Source organism: Klebsiella sp. JN_Kp127, from assembly GCF_040062505.1.
GTDB lineage: Bacteria > Pseudomonadota > Gammaproteobacteria > Enterobacterales > Enterobacteriaceae > Klebsiella > Klebsiella quasipneumoniae.
Map to the genome: position 1 here is coordinate 20,709 of NZ_JBEAHS010000034.1, position 14,242 is coordinate 34,950.

At 60.8% G+C, this 14,242-nt stretch carries 15 protein-coding genes and 2 tRNA genes; 7 read left to right on the plus strand and 10 right to left on the minus strand.

Annotated features, from left to right (window positions below):
- Positions 1 to 90 precede the first annotated feature (90 nt).
- The 3 genes from fucK to fucR are packed head-to-tail and all read left to right on the plus strand — an operon-like array spanning position 91 to position 2,702.
- Positions 91 to 1,509: an L-fuculokinase gene (gene fucK / locus ABLV04_RS11635; RefSeq protein ID WP_060591982.1), complete on the plus strand. Its 1,419-nt coding sequence runs from the start codon at positions 91 to 93 to the stop codon at positions 1,507 to 1,509.
- 1 nt (position 1,510) lies between these two features.
- On the plus strand, positions 1,511 to 1,933 hold the full coding sequence (fucU, locus tag ABLV04_RS11640) for an L-fucose mutarotase (protein ID WP_023290859.1): 423 nt from the start codon (positions 1,511 to 1,513) through the stop codon (positions 1,931 to 1,933).
- Positions 1,934 to 1,991: 58 nt separating this feature from the next.
- Positions 1,992 to 2,702: an L-fucose operon activator gene (gene fucR, locus ABLV04_RS11645; RefSeq protein WP_023290860.1), complete on the plus strand. Its 711-nt coding sequence runs from the start codon at positions 1,992 to 1,994 to the stop codon at positions 2,700 to 2,702.
- 54 nt (positions 2,703 to 2,756) lie between these two features.
- Here fucR and rlmM read toward each other — a convergent pair whose 3' ends face one another.
- From rlmM to ABLV04_RS11665, 4 genes are all read right to left on the minus strand, one after another.
- Positions 2,757 to 3,857, minus strand: coding sequence for a 23S rRNA (cytidine(2498)-2'-O)-methyltransferase RlmM (rlmM, locus tag ABLV04_RS11650; RefSeq protein ID WP_023290861.1), 1,101 nt, complete (start codon positions 3,855 to 3,857; stop codon positions 2,757 to 2,759).
- A complete protein-coding gene (locus ABLV04_RS11655; RefSeq protein WP_002915543.1) occupies positions 3,850 to 4,245 on the minus strand; it encodes a DUF423 domain-containing protein in 396 nt (131 codons plus the stop codon). The genes rlmM and ABLV04_RS11655 overlap by 8 nt, the downstream gene beginning before the upstream one ends.
- Positions 4,246 to 4,264: 19 nt before the next feature.
- Entirely contained in the window at positions 4,265 to 5,182 is a 918-nt protein-coding gene (gene gcvA / locus ABLV04_RS11660; protein WP_002915545.1) for a glycine cleavage system transcriptional regulator GcvA, read from the minus strand.
- 351 nt (positions 5,183 to 5,533) lie between these two features.
- Positions 5,534 to 5,758 carry a YgdI/YgdR family lipoprotein gene (locus ABLV04_RS11665; protein WP_002915549.1) on the minus strand — a complete coding sequence of 75 codons (225 nt, stop codon included), beginning with the start codon at positions 5,756 to 5,758 and terminating at the stop codon, positions 5,534 to 5,536.
- A 197-nt stretch (positions 5,759 to 5,955) separates the two neighbouring features.
- On the opposite strand from ABLV04_RS11665, the gene csdA reads away from it, so the two are divergent.
- Both csdA and csdE read left to right on the plus strand, forming a co-directional pair.
- Positions 5,956 to 7,161, plus strand: coding sequence for a cysteine desulfurase CsdA (gene csdA / locus ABLV04_RS11670; RefSeq protein ID WP_023290862.1), 1,206 nt, complete (start codon positions 5,956 to 5,958; stop codon positions 7,159 to 7,161).
- Positions 7,161 to 7,598 (plus strand): cysteine desulfurase sulfur acceptor subunit CsdE, encoded by a 438-nt coding sequence (csdE, locus tag ABLV04_RS11675; RefSeq protein WP_023290863.1) that lies wholly within the window; start codon positions 7,161 to 7,163, stop codon positions 7,596 to 7,598. Before csdA ends, csdE begins: the two co-directional genes overlap by 1 nt.
- Before the next feature lie 131 nt (positions 7,599 to 7,729).
- Here csdE and tcdA read toward each other — a convergent pair whose 3' ends face one another.
- Together tcdA and mltA are read right to left on the minus strand one after the other, a co-directional pair.
- Positions 7,730 to 8,539 (minus strand): tRNA cyclic N6-threonylcarbamoyladenosine(37) synthase TcdA, encoded by an 810-nt coding sequence (gene tcdA, locus ABLV04_RS11680; RefSeq protein WP_049013567.1) that lies wholly within the window; start codon positions 8,537 to 8,539, stop codon positions 7,730 to 7,732.
- A gap of 105 nt (positions 8,540 to 8,644) precedes the next feature.
- The gene (mltA, locus tag ABLV04_RS11685; protein WP_008806279.1) at positions 8,645 to 9,742 is read right to left on the minus strand and encodes a murein transglycosylase A; all 1,098 of its coding nucleotides are present in this window, start codon (positions 9,740 to 9,742) and stop codon (positions 8,645 to 8,647) included.
- Positions 9,743 to 9,952: 210 nt separating this feature from the next.
- Here mltA and ABLV04_RS11690 point away from each other — a divergent pair.
- Positions 9,953 to 10,029: transfer RNA gene (locus tag ABLV04_RS11690), tRNA-Met, on the plus strand.
- Between the two features lie 33 nt (positions 10,030 to 10,062).
- Positions 10,063 to 10,139 (plus strand) — tRNA-Met (locus ABLV04_RS11695).
- A 96-nt stretch (positions 10,140 to 10,235) separates the two neighbouring features.
- Here ABLV04_RS11695 and cobT read toward each other — a convergent pair.
- The 4 genes from cobT to ABLV04_RS11715 all read right to left on the minus strand — a co-directional run bounded on the left by cobT (position 10,236) and on the right by ABLV04_RS11715 (position 14,240).
- Entirely contained in the window at positions 10,236 to 11,291 is a 1,056-nt protein-coding gene (cobT, locus tag ABLV04_RS11700; protein ID WP_101991969.1) for a nicotinate-nucleotide--dimethylbenzimidazole phosphoribosyltransferase, read from the minus strand.
- 74 nt (positions 11,292 to 11,365) lie between these two features.
- Positions 11,366 to 11,911 carry a bifunctional adenosylcobinamide kinase/adenosylcobinamide-phosphate guanylyltransferase gene (cobU, locus tag ABLV04_RS11705; RefSeq protein ID WP_064155017.1) on the minus strand — a complete coding sequence of 182 codons (546 nt, stop codon included), beginning with the start codon at positions 11,909 to 11,911 and terminating at the stop codon, positions 11,366 to 11,368.
- On the minus strand, positions 11,905 to 13,428 hold the full coding sequence (locus tag ABLV04_RS11710) for a cobyric acid synthase (RefSeq protein WP_065812357.1): 1,524 nt from the start codon (positions 13,426 to 13,428) through the stop codon (positions 11,905 to 11,907). Before ABLV04_RS11710 ends, cobU begins: the two co-directional genes overlap by 7 nt.
- Positions 13,425 to 14,240 (minus strand): energy-coupling factor ABC transporter ATP-binding protein, encoded by an 816-nt coding sequence (locus ABLV04_RS11715; RefSeq protein WP_180266098.1) that lies wholly within the window; start codon positions 14,238 to 14,240, stop codon positions 13,425 to 13,427. Before ABLV04_RS11715 ends, ABLV04_RS11710 begins: the two co-directional genes overlap by 4 nt.
- Positions 14,241 to 14,242: the final 2 nt, after the last annotated feature.

Consider the following 14,242-nt stretch of genomic DNA (forward strand, 5'->3'; position numbering starts at 1 on the left):
CGGTGGTGCAGGCTTACCGGGCCTACAGACGCGCTGTTTGTAGGCCGGATAAGCGCCGCGCCATTCGGCAATGTTGTTTCGGGAGTCACTATGAAGCAAGACGTTATCCTGGTCCTCGACTGCGGCGCCACGAACGTGCGGGCGATGGCCGTTGACCGACAGGGGAACATTGTCGCCCGCGCCGCAACGGCAAACGCCAGCGACATCGCCGCCGAGCGCAGCGACTGGCACCAGTGGTCGCTGGAGGCCATTATGCAGCGCTTTGCCGATTGCTGTCGGCAGATCCACGACCCGCTGGCCTCCTGCACGGTACGCGGCATCGCCGTCACGACCTTTGGCGTCGATGGCGCGCTGGTGGATGAGCAGGGTGCGCTGCTGTATCCGATCATCAGCTGGAAATGCCCGCGCACCGCGGCGGTGATGGACACCATCAGCCGGTATATGCCCGCGCGCCAGCTGCAGCAAATCGCCGGCGTCGGCGCCTTTGCGTTCAACACCCTTTATAAGCTGATCTGGCTGAAAGAGAACCACCCGCAGCTGCTGGCGCAGGCCCATGCCTGGCTGTTCATTTCGTCGCTGATCAACCATCGGCTGACCGGGGAGTTCACCACCGACCTCACCATGGCGGGCACCAGCCAGATGCTCGATCTCCGGCAGCGCGATTTCAGCGCGCCGATCCTGCAGGCGACCGGCCTGCCGCGCCGCCTGTTCCCACGGCTGGTTGAAGCGGGCCAGCCGATCGGCGCCCTGCTGCCGAAGGCCGCTGCGCTGTTGGGCCTTCCCGTCGGGATCCCGGTTATCTCGGCCGGGCACGACACCCAGTTCGCCCTGTTTGGCGCCGGCGCCGGGCAGGATGAGCCGGTGCTCTCCTCCGGGACCTGGGAGATCCTGATGGTGCGCAGCGCGCAGGTCGACACCTCGCTGCTCGGCGACTACAGCGGCTCCACCTGCGAACTGGACAGCCAGCCGGGGCGCTATAACCCGGGGATGCAGTGGCTGGCCTCCGGCGTGCTCGAATGGGTGCGTAAGCTGCTGTGGAGCGCCGACACGCCGTGGCAAACTCTGATTGACGAAGCCCAGGCGATCCCGCCCGGCGCCGAGGGAGTCAGGATGCAGTGCGACCTGCTCGCCAGCCAGCACGCCGGCTGGCAGGGCGTCACGCTCAACACCACCCGCGGCCATTTTTACCGTGCCGCGCTGGAGGGGTTAAGCGACCAGCTGGCGCAGCATCTGCAAACCCTGGAAAACATCGGCCGCTTCCGGGCGAAAGAGCTGCTGCTGGTCGGCGGCGGCAGCCGCAACGCGCTGTGGAACCAGATCAAGGCCGACCGGCTGGGAATACCGATCAAAGTGCTCGACGATGCCGAAACCACGGTGGCCGGCGCGGCGATGTTTGGCTGGTATGGCGTGGGCGAGTTCTCTTCGCCGGAGCAGGCCAGGGCGCAGGTCGCGTACCGCTACCGCTATTTTTGGCCGCAAACTGAACCTGAATTCACAGAGGAAGCCTGAGATGCTCAAAACCATTTCCCCGCTGATATCGCCGGAACTGCTGAAAGTGCTGGCCGAAATGGGCCATGGGGATGAAATTATTTTTTCCGATGCCCACTTCCCGGCGCACAGCATGGGTCCGCAGGTGATCCGCGCCGACGGCCTGCGGGTCAGCGACCTGCTGCAGGCGATTATCCCGCTGTTTGAGTTAGACAGCTACGCGCCGCCGCTGGTGATGATGGCCGCCGTCGAAGGCGATGCCCTCGACCCGACGGTGGAACAGCGCTATCGGCAGGCGCTCTCGGCGCAGGCCCCCTGCCCGGACATCGTGCGGATTGACCGCTTCGCCTTCTACGAGCGGGCGCAAAAAGCCTTTGCGATCGTTATCACAGGAGAGTGCGCTAAGTACGGAAATATCCTTTTAAAAAAAGGAGTCACGCCGTAATCTCATGCCGGAGCGTCTGCCTGATGCAGACGCTCAATCAATGATGGGGTGAGAATAAATGAAAGCGGCCCGCCAGCAGGCGATCGTCGATCTCCTGATCAACCACAGCAGCCTGACCACCGAAACGTTGTCAAAACAGCTCAACGTCAGCAGGGAAACCATTCGCCGCGATCTCAGCGAGCTGCAGGCGCAGGGCAAAGTGCTGCGCAACCACGGCCGGGCCAAAGTGATCCACCAGCGCAGCCAGGACAGCGGCGACCCTTTCCACATGCGCCTGAAAAGCCATTACGCGCATAAAGCCGACATCGCCCGCGAAGCGCTGGCCTGGATTGACGAAGGCATGGTCATCGCCCTCGATGCCAGCTCCACCTGCTGGTACCTCGCCCGCCAGCTGCCGGACCGCCCGCTGCACGTTTTTACCAACAGCCAGCCCATCTGCCAGGAGCTGGCCAAACGCGACCAGATCGCCCTCACCTGCTCCGGCGGCACCCTGCAGCGGAAATATGGCTGCTACGTTAACCCGGCGCTGATTTCCCAGCTGAAATCGCTGGAGATCGATCTGTTTATTTTTTCCTGCGAAGGCATCGACCCGCAGGGCGCGCTGTGGGACTCCAATGCGTTCAATGCCGACTTCAAATCGATCCTGCTTAAGCGGGCGGCGCAGTCGCTGCTGCTGATCGATAAAAGTAAGTTCAACCGTTCCGGCGAGGCGAGAATTGGTCATCTGGATGACGTGACGCATATTGTGTCGGATGCGCCGCAGCCTTAAGCATGCGGCGAAGGCCGGAGGACAAGCACGCGTCTCCGGCCTGAGGGTGAGAGATTAACGCTCGTCGCGACGTCCGCCGACGGCGGCCCACAGGCGACGCACGTGAACGGTCACCTCTTCACGATCGTGATACAGCTGACGCGCCTGGATCTGGGCGTTAATGCCGTGCTCGTCCAGTTGGGCCTGAATGTAGGCCAGATTCTGCGACACCTCTTCGTAGCGCTTTTTCATCGGCAGCTTGAGGTTGAAGATGGTCTCCCGGCACCAGCCGTTGACCAGCCACTGCGCCATCAGCGCCGCCACTTTCGCCGGCTTCTCCACCATATCGCAGACCATCCACGAGATGTTGTTGCGGTTCGGACGATAGCGGAAACCGTCTTCGCGCAGCCAGGTCACCTGGCCGGTATCCATCAGGCTCTGGGCCATCGGACCGTTATCGACCGAAGAGACCCACATGTTGCGCTTCACCAGCTGATAGGTCCAGCCGCCCGGGCAGGCGCCAAGGTCGACGGCATACATGCCGTTCGCCAGGCGCTCGTCCCACTCGTCCGCCGGAATAAAGACGTGGAACGCCTCTTCCAGCTTGAGGGTGGAGCGGCTCGGGGCGTCGGACGGAAACTTCAGCCGCGGAATGCCCATATAGAACGGCGAGTTGTTGTTGCTGTACGAGTAGCCGGTATAGCAGCAGCCCGGGGCGATAAAGAACACATGCACCACCGGACGCTTCGGCGTTTCATAGCGGGTCAGGACGCCCGCTTCGCGCAGCGCCGCGCGCAGCGGCACGGTAAACTTGCGGCAGAACTTCATCAGCTCTTTGCTTTCGTTAGTGTCCGCCACCTCGACGCGCAGATCGCCGCCCTTCTCCACCACGCCCTGCAGCATGCCGACGATCGGCGTGATGCGATCCTCCGGCGGCAGGTCGCGCAGCAGTTCGCCGACCACAAACATCTGGCGGGCGAAGATCAGCGAGCTGAACGGCAGATCGCGCACCAGCTTCTCGCCATCATCCTGCTGATAGCCTTCAAAAATCACATAGCCAGAGTCTTCTTTGACCCGGGCAAAACCAAACACCTCAAGGCGGGCTGCCTTATCGGTAATTTCTGCTGCGCACTCTTTCTCAAACCCAGGGCGACAATAGAGGACAACCTTATTCATGAACAACGCCCTTACGTTTCAGACGAATTGCACCAATTAACATTAAAACCCAGCCGGCGAGGAAGCTCACGCCGCCCACCGGGGTCACGAACGCCCACAGGCGTAAATGAGAGAGCGCCAGGCAGTAGAGGCTGCCGCTGAACAGCACGGTCCCTAACGCCAGAAACACGCTGCTCCAGTAGAACCAGATACTGATCCGACGCTGCATCGCCACCGCCAGACCAAAAATCGCCAGGGTATGGAAGGCCTGATACTCCAGGCCGGTATGGATCCAGGCCATCTCCGCCGCGCCGAGCGATTGACTTAAGACATGCGCGCCGAAGGCACCCAGAGCCACAAAGATAAAGCCGCTAATCGCGGCGAATATCAGCATAAAACGGCTGGTCATGTTGTTACCCTACAAGTAATTATTGTTCATAACGAAAGCGGAATTTTTCTTGTTCACTTGCCGCTTTCGCCAGAATCCACTGCCGGAAAGCGGCTATTTTACCCAGTTCTGCCTGACTGTCATGGCAAACAAGGTAAAACGCATTCTTACTGACCAGAACATCATTAAACGGACACACCAGGCGACCGGCCTCAATTTCGGACTGGGCCATGACGTTGTTGGCCAGCGCCACGCCCTGCCCATGAATGGCCGCCTGCAGCACCATCGCGCTGTGGCTGAAAATCGGTCCCTGCTGCACATTAATATGGCTTAGACCCAGCTGGCGGGTATAAGTTTGCCAGTCGCGGCGGGACGCATCGTGAAGCAGCGTATGTTGCGCCAGATCGGCAGGCGTTTTCAATGCCTTGTCGCCGGTGAGCAGCAGCGGGGAACAGACCGGCAGCAGATACTCGGCGTACAGTTTTTCCACACGCAGGCCCGGCCAGTTGCCGCGACCGTAAAAAATCGCCACGTCGACATCGTCCGCCAGCTTATCCTCCTGACGGTCCACCGCCTGGATCCTGACGTCGATTCCCGGATAAGCTGAGTTAAAGCTTGTGAGTCTCGGCACCAGCCACTGGATGGCGAAACTTGGCAATAAACTGACCGTTAAGGCCCCTTTGGCGCTGCGCGCCTGCAGTTTACGCGTCGCTTCCGTCAGTTGCGAAAAAATCTCTTTAATATCCTGAAAATAGCTTTGCCCTTCTTCCGTTAACAGCAGCGAACGATTGCGCCGACGGAACAGCTTAAGGCCCAGAAAATCCTCGAGAGACTTGATTTGGTGGCTGACTGCGGCCTGCGTCACAAAAAGCTCATCGGCTGCCCGAGTGAAGCTGAGATGGCGTGCGGCTGCATCAAAAACACGTAATGCATTCAGAGGAGGTAATCGCTTCGACATGGTTATTCTGGCTTAGATGTTAACTCAATTTAACAAATAGGAAACAACGGTTAACCTATTAGTTTTTTTTATCTGAGCCATTATAAATTGTCCGTTGAGGTTCTACCAGCAAATACCTATAGTGGCGGCACTTCCTGAGCCGGAACGAGAAGCTTTTTTTGGAATGCGTGTTCCATCAAGCTTTTGGCTTACGGTTGTGATGTTGTGTTGTTGTGTTTGCAATTGGTCTGTCTTTGCAGACCCTGGTAGCAAGGCTACCCCTTTTCACTTCCTGTACATTTACCCTGTCTGTCCATAGTGATTTAATGTAGCACCGCAACGCGCGGTGCTTTTTTTTGCCTTTTTACTGCCTTACTCGTCCAGCTCACCCAGCTGTTTCACGTCAGAGCGATTGATCTGCTGTTTGTTGCCCCACGCGTCCTTATACGAGATCATGCCAGTATCATTATCGGTTTGCGGTTTCCCGTCGGTGACGATGGTCCGCCCATCATTGGTATGCATCACATAGTTAGAGGAACAGGCGCTCAGGCCCAGAGTCAGCATACAGGCAGAGATAATCGCAGCGGCCTTAGTCATTTTCATTTTTCTCTCCTTACGGCTATTTATACTATTCGTGACTCGTTAAGTAATAGGTTAAAACACAAACCCAACACTTTTCAGCATAACCCTCTTTGCCCCATGTGGAGTCACATTCGGACAATTCCACAGGACGCAGAGGCCTTGTCACGCCCGGCAAATTGCGCGACGATCGCGGTATTGATACGAGGAATTCCATGAACGCATTCAACCCTGCGCACTTTCGCGCGCAGTTTCCGGCTCTGGCCGACGCCGGCGTCTATCTCGACAGCGCGGCGACGGCGCTCAAACCGCTGGCGGTGATCGACGCCAGCGACCAGTTTTATCGCCTGAGCGCCGGCAACGTCCACCGCAGTCAATTCGCCGCCGCCCAGCGGCTGACCGAGCGCTATGAGGCGGCCCGCGAGCGCGTGGCGGCGTGGCTGAACGCCCCCTCCGGCAAAGATATCGTCTGGACGCGGGGGACCACGGAGGCCATCAATATGGTGGCGCAGAGCTACGTCCGGCCGCGCCTGCAGCCTGGCGATGAAATTATCGTCAGCGAAGCCGAGCATCATGCCAACCTCGTGCCCTGGCTGATGGTGGCCGGGCAGACCGGCGCCAGAGTGGTCAAGCTGCCGCTTGGCGCCGACCGCCTGCCGGATATCGCCAGCCTCGGCGCGCTCATCACCCCGCGCAGCCGGGTGCTGGCCATCGGGCAGATGTCCAACGTCACCGGCGGCTGCCCGGACCTGGCGCAGGCCATCCGCCTTGCTCACGCCGCCGGAATGGTGGTGATGGTCGATGGCGCCCAGGGGGCGGTGCATTTCCCCGCGGACGTGCAGGCGCTGGATATCGATTTTTACGCCTTTTCCGGCCATAAGCTGTATGGCCCGACCGGGATCGGCGCCCTGTACGGTAAAAGCGAACTACTGGCGGCGATGTCGCCCTGGCTCGGCGGCGGGAAGATGATCGCCGAGGTCAGCTTTGACGGCTTTACGCCGCAGCCGGCGCCCTATGGCCTTGAGGCCGGTACGCCCAATGTCGCCGGGGTGATTGGCCTGAGCGCCGCGCTGGAGTGGCTGGCGCAGAGCGATATCGGACAGGCGGAAAACTGGAGCCGCAGTCTGGCGAGCCTGGCGGAAGAGGCGCTGGCGAAACGGCCGGGCTTCCGCTCTTTCCGCTGCCAGCAGTCAAGCCTGCTCGCCTTTGAGTTCGACGGTATTCATCACAGCGATCTGGTGACGCTGCTGGCGGAGTCCGGCATTGCCCTGCGCGCCGGGCAACACTGCGCCCAGCCGCTGCTGGCGGCCTTAGGGGTCAGCGGCACGCTGCGGGCCTCTTTCGCCCCCTACAATACCCAAGACGATGTTGCGGCGCTGGTCCACGCGGTGGATCGCGCTCTGGAAATTCTGGTGGATTAATGACAACTCTGCATCCCTTCGGCACGACCATTACCGACGCCACGCTGCGCCAGACCTTTGCCCCGCTGAACCAGTGGGAGGATAAATATCGGCAGCTGATTTTATTGGGCAAAAAGCTGCCGACGCTGACCGATGAGCGCAAAGCGCAGGCCCGGGAGATTGCCGGGTGTGAAAACCGCGTCTGGCTGGGCTATGAGGAGGATGCCGAAGGCAGGCTGCACTTCTTTGGCGACAGCGAAGGACGGATTGTGCGCGGTCTTTTGGCCGTACTCTTAACCGCCGTGGAAGGAAAAACCCGCGCCGGGATCCTGGCCGAGGATCCGCTGGCGCTGTTCGACGAGCTGGGGCTGCGCGGCCAGCTGAGCGCCTCGCGCAGCCAGGGGCTCAGCGCCCTGAGCGAAGCGGTGCTCGCCGCCGCCCGCGAGGTTGAGGTTTAAGCTCATCCCGGGGGCGGCGCTTGACGCGCCTTGCCCGGGCTACGGGTTCGTGCGGTTTTGTCGCCCGGACAGGTGCCTCCGGGGAATTGTCTTGTAGCCCGGGTAAGGCGCCTGCGCCGCGACCCGGGAATTTACGCCGTCTGCCGCTCCGCCTTCGCCAGCATTTTCTTCAGCGCATGGGATACCGCGACAAAGCCAAAGGTCGCAGTCACCATCGTCGCCGCGCCAAACCCGGATGCGCAGTCCATCCGCTTCGGCCCTTCCGCCGTGCTCTTCATCGCGCAGACGCTGCCGTCCGCCTGCGGGTAGACCAACGCTTCGGTAGAGAAGACGCAGTCCACGCCGAGCTTGCCTTTGCTGTTTTTCACCACCCCAAACTGGCTTTTCAGCCGCTCGCGCAGTTTGGCCGCCAGCGGATCCTGGATGGTTTTCGCCAGATCGGCGACCTGGATTTGCGTCGGATCGATTTGTCCGCCCGCGCCGCCGGTGGTGACCAGCGGCACCTTATGGCGACGACAGTAAGCGATTAACGCCGCTTTCGGCCGGACGCTATCGATGGCGTCGATGACGTAGCTGAAGCCGGCGCCCAGGTATTCCGCCACGTTTTCCGGGGTCACGAAATCATCCACTACCGTCACCCGACACTCCGGGTTGATCAGGCGAATACGCTCCGCCATCACTTCGGCTTTCGCCAGCCCGACGTTGCCGCTGAGGGCGTGGATCTGGCGGTTGGTATTGGTGACGCAGACATCGTCCATATCGATAAGGGTGATTGCCCCGATGCCGGTTCGCGCCAGCGCTTCCGCCGCCCACGAGCCGACCCCGCCGATGCCGACCACGCAGACGTGGGCGTCGGCAAAACATTGCAGCGCTTTTTCACCATATAAACGTGCCGTACCGCCAAAACGCTGGCGCCAGGCATCGCTGATTACAACAGACATATAACCTCAGAATTAGTGGACATTCCCGGGTCGCGGCGCAAGCGCCTTACCCGGGCTACCGTAGCCCCGGTAAGCGCAGCGCGACCGGGGAAAAGAACGTGAGTACTAGCCGCTAAAGACGTTGCCCGCGCCCGGGGCGTTTTTCAGCACCCATACGCGGCCATAGTGGTTATACCAGCCGGCACGGTGGCCTGCGTCAGGCCCAATGCCCTGATAGATGTCGAAATGCTGGCCTTTGATGGCCCCGCCGACATCGAGGGCGACCATCAGTCGCAGTTCGTATTGGCCGTTAAACTTGCCGTTATTATCCAGCAGAGGCACCTCGGCCAGCAAGGTGGTTCCCGGCGGAATAATCGACCGGTCGGAGGCCACCGAGGCGCGGCCGATCAGCGGCACGGCGCTGGCCCCTTTCACCGGCGCGAAAGACTGCGGTTTAAAGAACACGAACGACGGGTTCTGCTCCAGCAGCTCACGCACTTCCGCTTCGCTGTGCTTTTCACCCCACTCGCGGATCGCCTGCATCGACATATCTTCTTTCTTCACTTCCCCGCGGTCGATCAGCACTTTGCCGATGCTGCGATAGGGCCAGCCGTTTTTCCCGGCATAGCTAAAGAAGTTGAGCGGCGAACCATCGCCAAAGTCGATATAACCGCTGCCCTGCACGTCCATGATGAAGTTATCCATCAGCGAATTGCTGTACGCCAGCACATAGTTATCGCTCAGCGCGCCGGCATAAATGCTGGCGCGGGACGGCAGCTTGCCGCGCTTCGGCGGCATCCGGTAAATGGGGTACTGGAATTCGCCCTGGCGGGTGTGGCGCGCCTGCACCACCGGCGTGTAGTAGCCGGTAAACTGGACGTTGCCATAGTTGTCGGTACCCTGCATCTGCCAGGCGTCGATGCCAAACTGGCGCAGCGTACGGGTGTCGCCGCCGGCGCGCAGCCACTCCTGCAGCGCGTTATAGACGTTGCTTTGGCTGTTATAGAGGCGCGGCGAAGCGTTACGAATTTGATTAACCTGCTCGGAGAAGTCGCCGGCATTGATCGGCGCCCCGACGGCATCCGGCTGGTTTACCAGTGAAAACGGCTGGGTGAACTTGCCATCGCTATATTGCTGACCGCGGTCGGTCGGTTTTGAGGAACAGGCGGCGAGCATGGCCAGCATTGCCCCCGTCGCTACATATTTTGCCCAACGTCCTTTCATGGTGTCTCATCTTTTGCTGCGAAGCCTTAGTGCGTGTTGAAGATAACAAAGCGCCGGGGCTATTGAAATGCGCGATCTCATCGATGGCACAGATTTGTGTAAAAAAACACCACAACATGGCGTTTTATAAGCCAATTCTTACAAAAATGTCGATTTGGTCGAAAAAAGGTTGCATCATCTCGCTAGCGGAGTATAGTGCGCTTCCACGGACGCGGGGTGGAGCAGCCTGGTAGCTCGTCGGGCTCATAACCCGAAGGTCGTCAGTTCAAATCTGGCCCCCGCAACCAATTAAAATTTGATGAAGTAAAGCAGTACGGTGACGCGGGGTGGAGCAGCCTGGTAGCTCGTCGGGCTCATAACCCGAAGGTCGTCGGTTCAAATCCGGCCCCCGCAACCAACATTACAAACACCCTCCAGGGTGTTTTTTTGTTTCTGCGCTCCGCGAATCTGCTACAGAATTCCGGGAACGGCGCAGCGCCGCTCCCCCACCTTCTCAGCCCTTCGGCAACACAATATTGCTCGCCGCCAGCATCCCCATTTCGTGATACATCGCGCAGGCCGCTTCCACGATCGGCATCGCCAGCGCCGCGCCGCTGCCTTCGCCCAGGCGCATCCCCATGTTGAGATACGGCTCCAGCTCCAGGTGCGCCAGCGCGATACGCGCCCCCTTCTCCGCCGAATAGTGCGACGGGATAAGATAGGGTTTCACCTGCGGCGCCATTCGGCACGCCGCCAGCGCCGCGGCGTAGGAGAGGAAGCCATCGAGCACCACCGGCAGACCGCAGGAGGCCGCGCCCAGCATTACCCCCGTCATCCCCAATAAATCAAAACCGCCCACTTTCGCCAGCACGTCCAGACCATCATGCGGATCAGGGCGGTTAACGGCGATGGCTCGTCGTACCACCTCAACTTTATTGCCGACCTTCGCCAACGGCAGATTAGCGCCAATGCCCACCACCTCCTGGGCATCGCTGCCGGTCAGGACGCTGACGATTGCCGCCGCCGGGGTGGTATTGGCCATTCCGAGCTCCCCGACGCCAAACAGCGTGACGCCATCCTCCGCCAGCCCCCGGGTATAGCGCATCACCTCCAGCAGCAGCTCTTCCGCCTGGCTGCGGCGCATTGCCGGACCAACGGCGATATTGCCGCAGCCGCGCGCCACGCGCATGTTGATGACGCCCGGTATCAGCTCGGCATCGATTCCAACATCAATCACGTGCATCTTCGCGCCCGCCTGCGCCGCCAGTACGCAAACGCCGGTTTTGCCCAGCGTCATATTCGCCGCCTGAATCGCGGTCACCGCTTTTGGCGAAATGGCGACCCCTTCGTCCCACACGCCGTGGTCGGCGCACATCACCAGCAGCGCCTTTTTTTTCACCTGCGGCACACCTTCAAGACCGGGCATGCCCGCCAGCTGCACGGCAAGATCTTCAAGGCGTCCAAGGCTTCCGGGCGGTTTCAGCAGACCATCAATATGAAGCCGGGCGCGCGCCATCGCGTTTTCATCAGGCGCCGGGATCGCACCCAGTAGAGAGGTTAAGCTTTGCATAGAGGTTCTCGTCTTGTTGGCTGACTCATAGCAGAGCCAGCAGGAAGAATAACGCCCGTTACGGCGCGCCTGGCCTATTTGATTTTTACGCCAATGCCCGACACCACCAGCCACACCTCGTCTGCCGCCGCCGCCAGGCGCTGGTTGACACGTCCGGCGATATCGCGGAAATGGCGGGCCAGACGGTTTTCCGGCACAATCCCCATCCCTACCTCGTTGGTCACCAGCACCACGCGGGCCGGGCAGCGCTGGCAGGCGGCAATCAGTACAGCGATTTCGGCGTCGATCGCCCGCTCCATCGCCGCATAATCCCAGCCGTCCGGCGAGCTGTCGCCCCCCAGCGCAAACAGCAGGTTGGTCACCAGGGTGGTGATGCATTCCAGCAAAATCGCCTCCTCCGGGGCGATATCCGGGGTGATCAGCTCATCAAGCTGCCGCCAGCGCTCGGCGGTGCGCCAGTGCGCGGGCCTGCCGTCGCGGTGGTGCTGGATCCTCGCCGCCATCTCGTCATCAAAGACCTGCGAGGTGGCGATATACAGTACCTGCGGCGCATGGGCGATCAGCGCTTCGGCATGGCGGCTTTTACCGCTGCGCGCCCCGCCGGTCACTAAAGTCAGCATACGGGCTCCTGATGTTGACGCATGATGGCGTAGATTTTTTCGATATCGATATGCTGACGCATCGCGTCCGCCAGCAGATCGAACTGGCGCGATTTATACTGTGCATACTCGAAATCGCTATCCAGCGCCGCCAGCCCTTTACGCTGGCGCAGGCCGTTAACCAGCGCGCGGGTAAAGGCATCGCTATCGAACAGGCCGTGCAGATAGGTGCCAAACGCCAGGCCGTCATCGCTGACCGCGCCGTCCGCCACGCTCAGGCCGCCTTTATGTAATTGCATCAGCGAACGACAGCCGTCGCGCAGCTCGGTTTCGCCCATATGAATTTCGTAGCCGCTTACCGCCAGCCCCGCCGTTGCCGCCAGCCACGCCGGCAGCGCCGGAGCCAGAGTCGCCGTGACCTGGGTCGTCGTTTTGCTGTGCGCAAAGTGGGTGACGGTATTAAGCAATCCCAGCCCCGGCTGGGTGCCAAGCCCCGACTCCACCTCATCGATTATGGTTTCGCCGAGCATCTGATAGCCGCCGCAGATCCCCAGCACCGGTACGCCCTGACGCCGGGCCTGCAGTACCGCATGCGCCATGCCGCTCTCGCGCAGCCAGCCCAGGTCGCCGAGCGTATTTTTACTGCCCGGCAGGATCACCATATCCACGCCCGCCAGCTCCTGCGGCTGGCGAACATAGCGGACGCGGACGTCCGGCTGCGCCGCCAGCGCGTTGAAATCGGTAAAATTAGAGATGTGCGGCACCTGAATCACGGCAATCTCAATATCGCGCCTGTCGGTGCGCAGATATTTCCCTTTTTGCAGCGCGACGCCGTCCTCATCTTCAAGATCGACGTCCAGCCACGGCATGACGCCGAGCACCGGGACGCCGGTGAGCGCTTCTATCTGCTCGATCCCGGAATACAGCAGCGCCACGTCGCCGCGAAATTTATTGATAATCACGCCCTTGACCCGCGCGCGCTCGCGATCGTGCAGCAGCGCGAGCGTGCCGTAGATAGAGGCGAAGACGCCGCCGCGATCGATATCCGCCACGAGGATCACCGGGCACTGGGCCATCTCGGCCATGCCCATATTGACGATATCGCGATCGCGCAGGTTGATCTCCGCCGGACTGCCCGCCCCTTCCAGCACCAGCACATCATGTTCGGCGGCCAGGCTGTTATAAACCGCGAGGATCTGTTCGCGCAGGCGCGGTTTATATTCGTGATAGCTCACCGCGTCCATATCGGTCGCCACCTTGCCCATCAGCACCACCTGCGCTTTGCGGTCGCTGGTCGGCTTAAGCAGCACCGGGTTCATGCGCACGTCCGGCGCGATCCCCGCCGCTTCGGCCTGGAAAATCTGCGCGCGGCCCATCTCTTTGCCATCCGGCGTAATACCGGAATTGAGCGCCATATTCTGCGATTTAAACGGCGCGGTGCGCTGTCCGTCCTGATAAAAGATGCGGCACAGCCCCGCGACCAGCACGCTTTTGCCGACGTCAGAAGCGGTGCCCTGTAACATAATTGCCAGCGTCATGACGCCTCCTTCATCGCGTTGCTTCGCATCCGCGTAAAAAATTCTTCTTCGGTTTTACACAGCGGCAGCCCGAGCTGCCCGTGCAGTTTCACCAGCCACGGCTGGGTGAGCCCGGCCCGGGCCATCAGTTCGCTGCGGGCAAACACCGCCCCGGGTTCGCCGTGCGCCAGCACTTCGCCGCGGCGTAACACGTAAACCGCATCGCTGATTTCATAGATCAGATCGATATCGTGGCTGGAGATCGCCACGTGGTTGCCCCGATCGGCAATACGCTTAATGATGTCGATCATCTGCGCGCGTCCCGAAGGATCGAGACCCGCCGTCGGCTCGTCGAGCAGTAAATAGCGCGCCTGCAGCACCAGCGCGCCGGCTATCGCCACGCGCTTTTTCTGCCCGTGGCTCAGGCACTGAATCGGCTGGTGACGAAACCCCTGGGCATCGACGAGAGTCAGGGCATCGTCCACCCGGCGAGCAATTTCCTCTTCCGCAACCCCCAGGTTCCGCAGGCTAAAGGCGATATCGCTGTCGATATCGGTATAGAAAATCTGCTGGTCCGGGTCCTGGAAAACGGTCGCCACCTGCTGACGCAGCGCCAGCAGGCCGCACTTGCTGTAGTCCAGCGGTTTTCCCTGCCATAGCACCGCCCCGCTCTGCGGGCGCAGCAGACCGCTCAGGTTCATAAACAGCGTGGATTTTCCGCAGCCGTTCGCCCCAACCAGTCCGGTCACGGCGTGATGGGAAAAATCCAGCGTCAGCCCCTTCAGCACCGGCTCGTCCTGATAGCGAAACCAGAGATCGGTCGTGGCAAGCATAC

What these genes read in the sequence shown, in the direction of transcription:
- gcvA (WP_002915545.1), bottom strand. Translation starts at nt 5,182, where the DNA reads ATGTCGAAGCGATTACCTCCTCTGAATGCATTACGTGTTTTTGATGCA.
- ABLV04_RS11665 (WP_002915549.1), bottom strand. Translation starts at nt 5,758, where the DNA reads ATGACTAAGGCCGCTGCGATTATCTCTGCCTGTATGCTGACTCTGGGC.
- mltA (WP_008806279.1), bottom strand. Translation starts at nt 9,742, where the DNA reads ATGAAAGGACGTTGGGCAAAATATGTAGCGACGGGGGCAATGCTGGCC.
- rlmM (WP_023290861.1), bottom strand. Translation starts at nt 3,857, where the DNA reads ATGAATAAGGTTGTCCTCTATTGTCGCCCTGGGTTTGAGAAAGAGTGC.
- tcdA (WP_049013567.1), bottom strand. Translation starts at nt 8,539, where the DNA reads ATGTCTGTTGTAATCAGCGATGCCTGGCGCCAGCGTTTTGGCGGTACG.
- cobT (WP_101991969.1), bottom strand. Translation starts at nt 11,291, where the DNA reads ATGCAAAGCTTAACCTCTCTACTGGGTGCGATCCCGGCGCCTGATGAA.
- csdA (WP_023290862.1), top strand. Translation starts at nt 5,956, where the DNA reads ATGAACGCATTCAACCCTGCGCACTTTCGCGCGCAGTTTCCGGCTCTG.
- csdE (WP_023290863.1), top strand. Translation starts at nt 7,161, where the DNA reads ATGACAACTCTGCATCCCTTCGGCACGACCATTACCGACGCCACGCTG.
- ABLV04_RS11715 (WP_180266098.1), bottom strand. Translation starts at nt 14,240, where the DNA reads ATGCTTGCCACGACCGATCTCTGGTTTCGCTATCAGGACGAGCCGGTG.
- ABLV04_RS11710 (WP_065812357.1), bottom strand. Translation starts at nt 13,428, where the DNA reads ATGACGCTGGCAATTATGTTACAGGGCACCGCTTCTGACGTCGGCAAA.
- cobU (WP_064155017.1), bottom strand. Translation starts at nt 11,911, where the DNA reads ATGCTGACTTTAGTGACCGGCGGGGCGCGCAGCGGTAAAAGCCGCCAT.
- fucU (WP_023290859.1), top strand. Translation starts at nt 1,511, where the DNA reads ATGCTCAAAACCATTTCCCCGCTGATATCGCCGGAACTGCTGAAAGTG.
- fucR (WP_023290860.1), top strand. Translation starts at nt 1,992, where the DNA reads ATGAAAGCGGCCCGCCAGCAGGCGATCGTCGATCTCCTGATCAACCAC.
- fucK (WP_060591982.1), top strand. Translation starts at nt 91, where the DNA reads ATGAAGCAAGACGTTATCCTGGTCCTCGACTGCGGCGCCACGAACGTG.
- ABLV04_RS11655 (WP_002915543.1), bottom strand. Translation starts at nt 4,245, where the DNA reads ATGACCAGCCGTTTTATGCTGATATTCGCCGCGATTAGCGGCTTTATC.